Origin of the sequence: Actinomyces sp. oral taxon 181 (genome assembly GCF_018370895.1) — a bacterium.
GTDB lineage: Bacteria > Actinomycetota > Actinomycetes > Actinomycetales > Actinomycetaceae > Pauljensenia.
On the sequence record NZ_JAGYZL010000028.1, the window covers coordinates 1 to 1,412 of the forward strand.

Genomic DNA, 1,412 nt, shown 5'->3' on the forward strand with positions numbered 1-1,412 from the left:
TCCGATACCGGCTCCGCCTGTGACCCCTGCGGTTCCGGGTCCGCCGACGGTGGCTGGGGGAGGTGTGGCTTTTTCCCCGATGTCCGCTCAGGGGAAGAATCGGGCGAAGCTGCTCGGGGTTCTGGTTGGTGTTCTCGTCGTGCTGGTGATTGCTGGCGTGGTGGCGATCAAGGTGGCGAATAGTTCTCGTACGCCCGAGGCCGAGGTGCGCAAGTACCTGGACCTGCTGGCTGCCGGTAAGGCGAGCGCGGCCACGGCGATGGTCGATCCCGGGGTAGATAACGATCAGCGTACTTTCCTGACCGACGACGCCATGGCTTCGGCAACCTCGCTGCTGGTCGTCGAAGACGTCGTTGCGGACAAGAACAACAATTCCGACACGCGCACGGTGACCGCGACTATGCAGCTGAACGGGGAACGCTTCACCCATGCCTTCAAAGTCACCTCGGATAAGCCGACGATGGGCGTTTTGGATAACTGGAAGATTCAGGACTCGCTGGCAGTGCCTGTGACCGTGGACGGTGATGGAATCGATCAGTTCTCCGTCGGTGAGACGAAGGCCTCCGTTGACAAAGCAAGTCTGTACATCGAAGGGCGTTCCTTCCTCTTCTATCCGGGTACATACAATTTCACACCTGTCGCGCCGAACGAGTATGTTGATACGACTCCCGTCTCCGTCTCCGTGCTCGATAAGGTGCGCACTCGAAATCAAGATGGCCAGAGCGACGTTACCTTCAAGGCGACCTATAACGACAAGCTGGAAGCTGCTGCTCTCGAAGCAGCTCAGGCGCTCGTTGAAAAGTGTGGGACCTATCCCGGCAATCAGGGGGATGACTGCTCGAACCAGATTCGGGGAAAGAGCGTCACCGCTATTTCCATCAAGGAAAAGCCGACATCTCTTGAAACGTACGGCTGGGATCCAACGTCATTTTCCGGGAGCGTGACATATACGGTCACGACAGAGGGGACGCTGTTCGCAGGAACGCACGACGTCGGCTCGACGGTGAACGTTGACGCGCGTTTTGACGACAACGGAGTGCTGAAACTGACCGCCGATGGCAAGCCGGACTTTAAGGTGCGATTCGCCTTCTAACGTCCGCTTTGGCCGTCCCTATACACCTGGTGCCCGTCCGCAGGAAGCGGACGGGCACCAACTATCCGCACTTCGATCCTTCTTTGACTCGTTGCATGCGTGGCGTGATACTGGGCACGTCTGAGCGACCGGATTGCGGGGTGCGCAGGCTACACCGCAGTCCTGGCTGTGGTTTGTCAAACGTTGTGAGGAGTGCATGATGAGCACCGAGAAGAACAATGCGAATGCGGCTCCGATACCGGCTCCGCCTGTGACCCCTGCGGTTCCGGGTCCGCCGACGGTGGCTGGGGGAGGTGTGGCTTTTTCCCCGATGTCCGCT

The 1,412-nt window shown here is 59.1% G+C and carries 1 protein-coding gene; it reads left to right on the forward strand.

The window, feature by feature from the left end; all coding sequences use genetic code 11:
* On the forward strand, positions 1-1,093 hold a 1,093-nt coding region (locus tag KHW85_RS08255), incomplete at its 5' end, for a hypothetical protein (protein WP_366494979.1).
* Positions 1,094-1,412 lie beyond the last annotated feature (319 nt).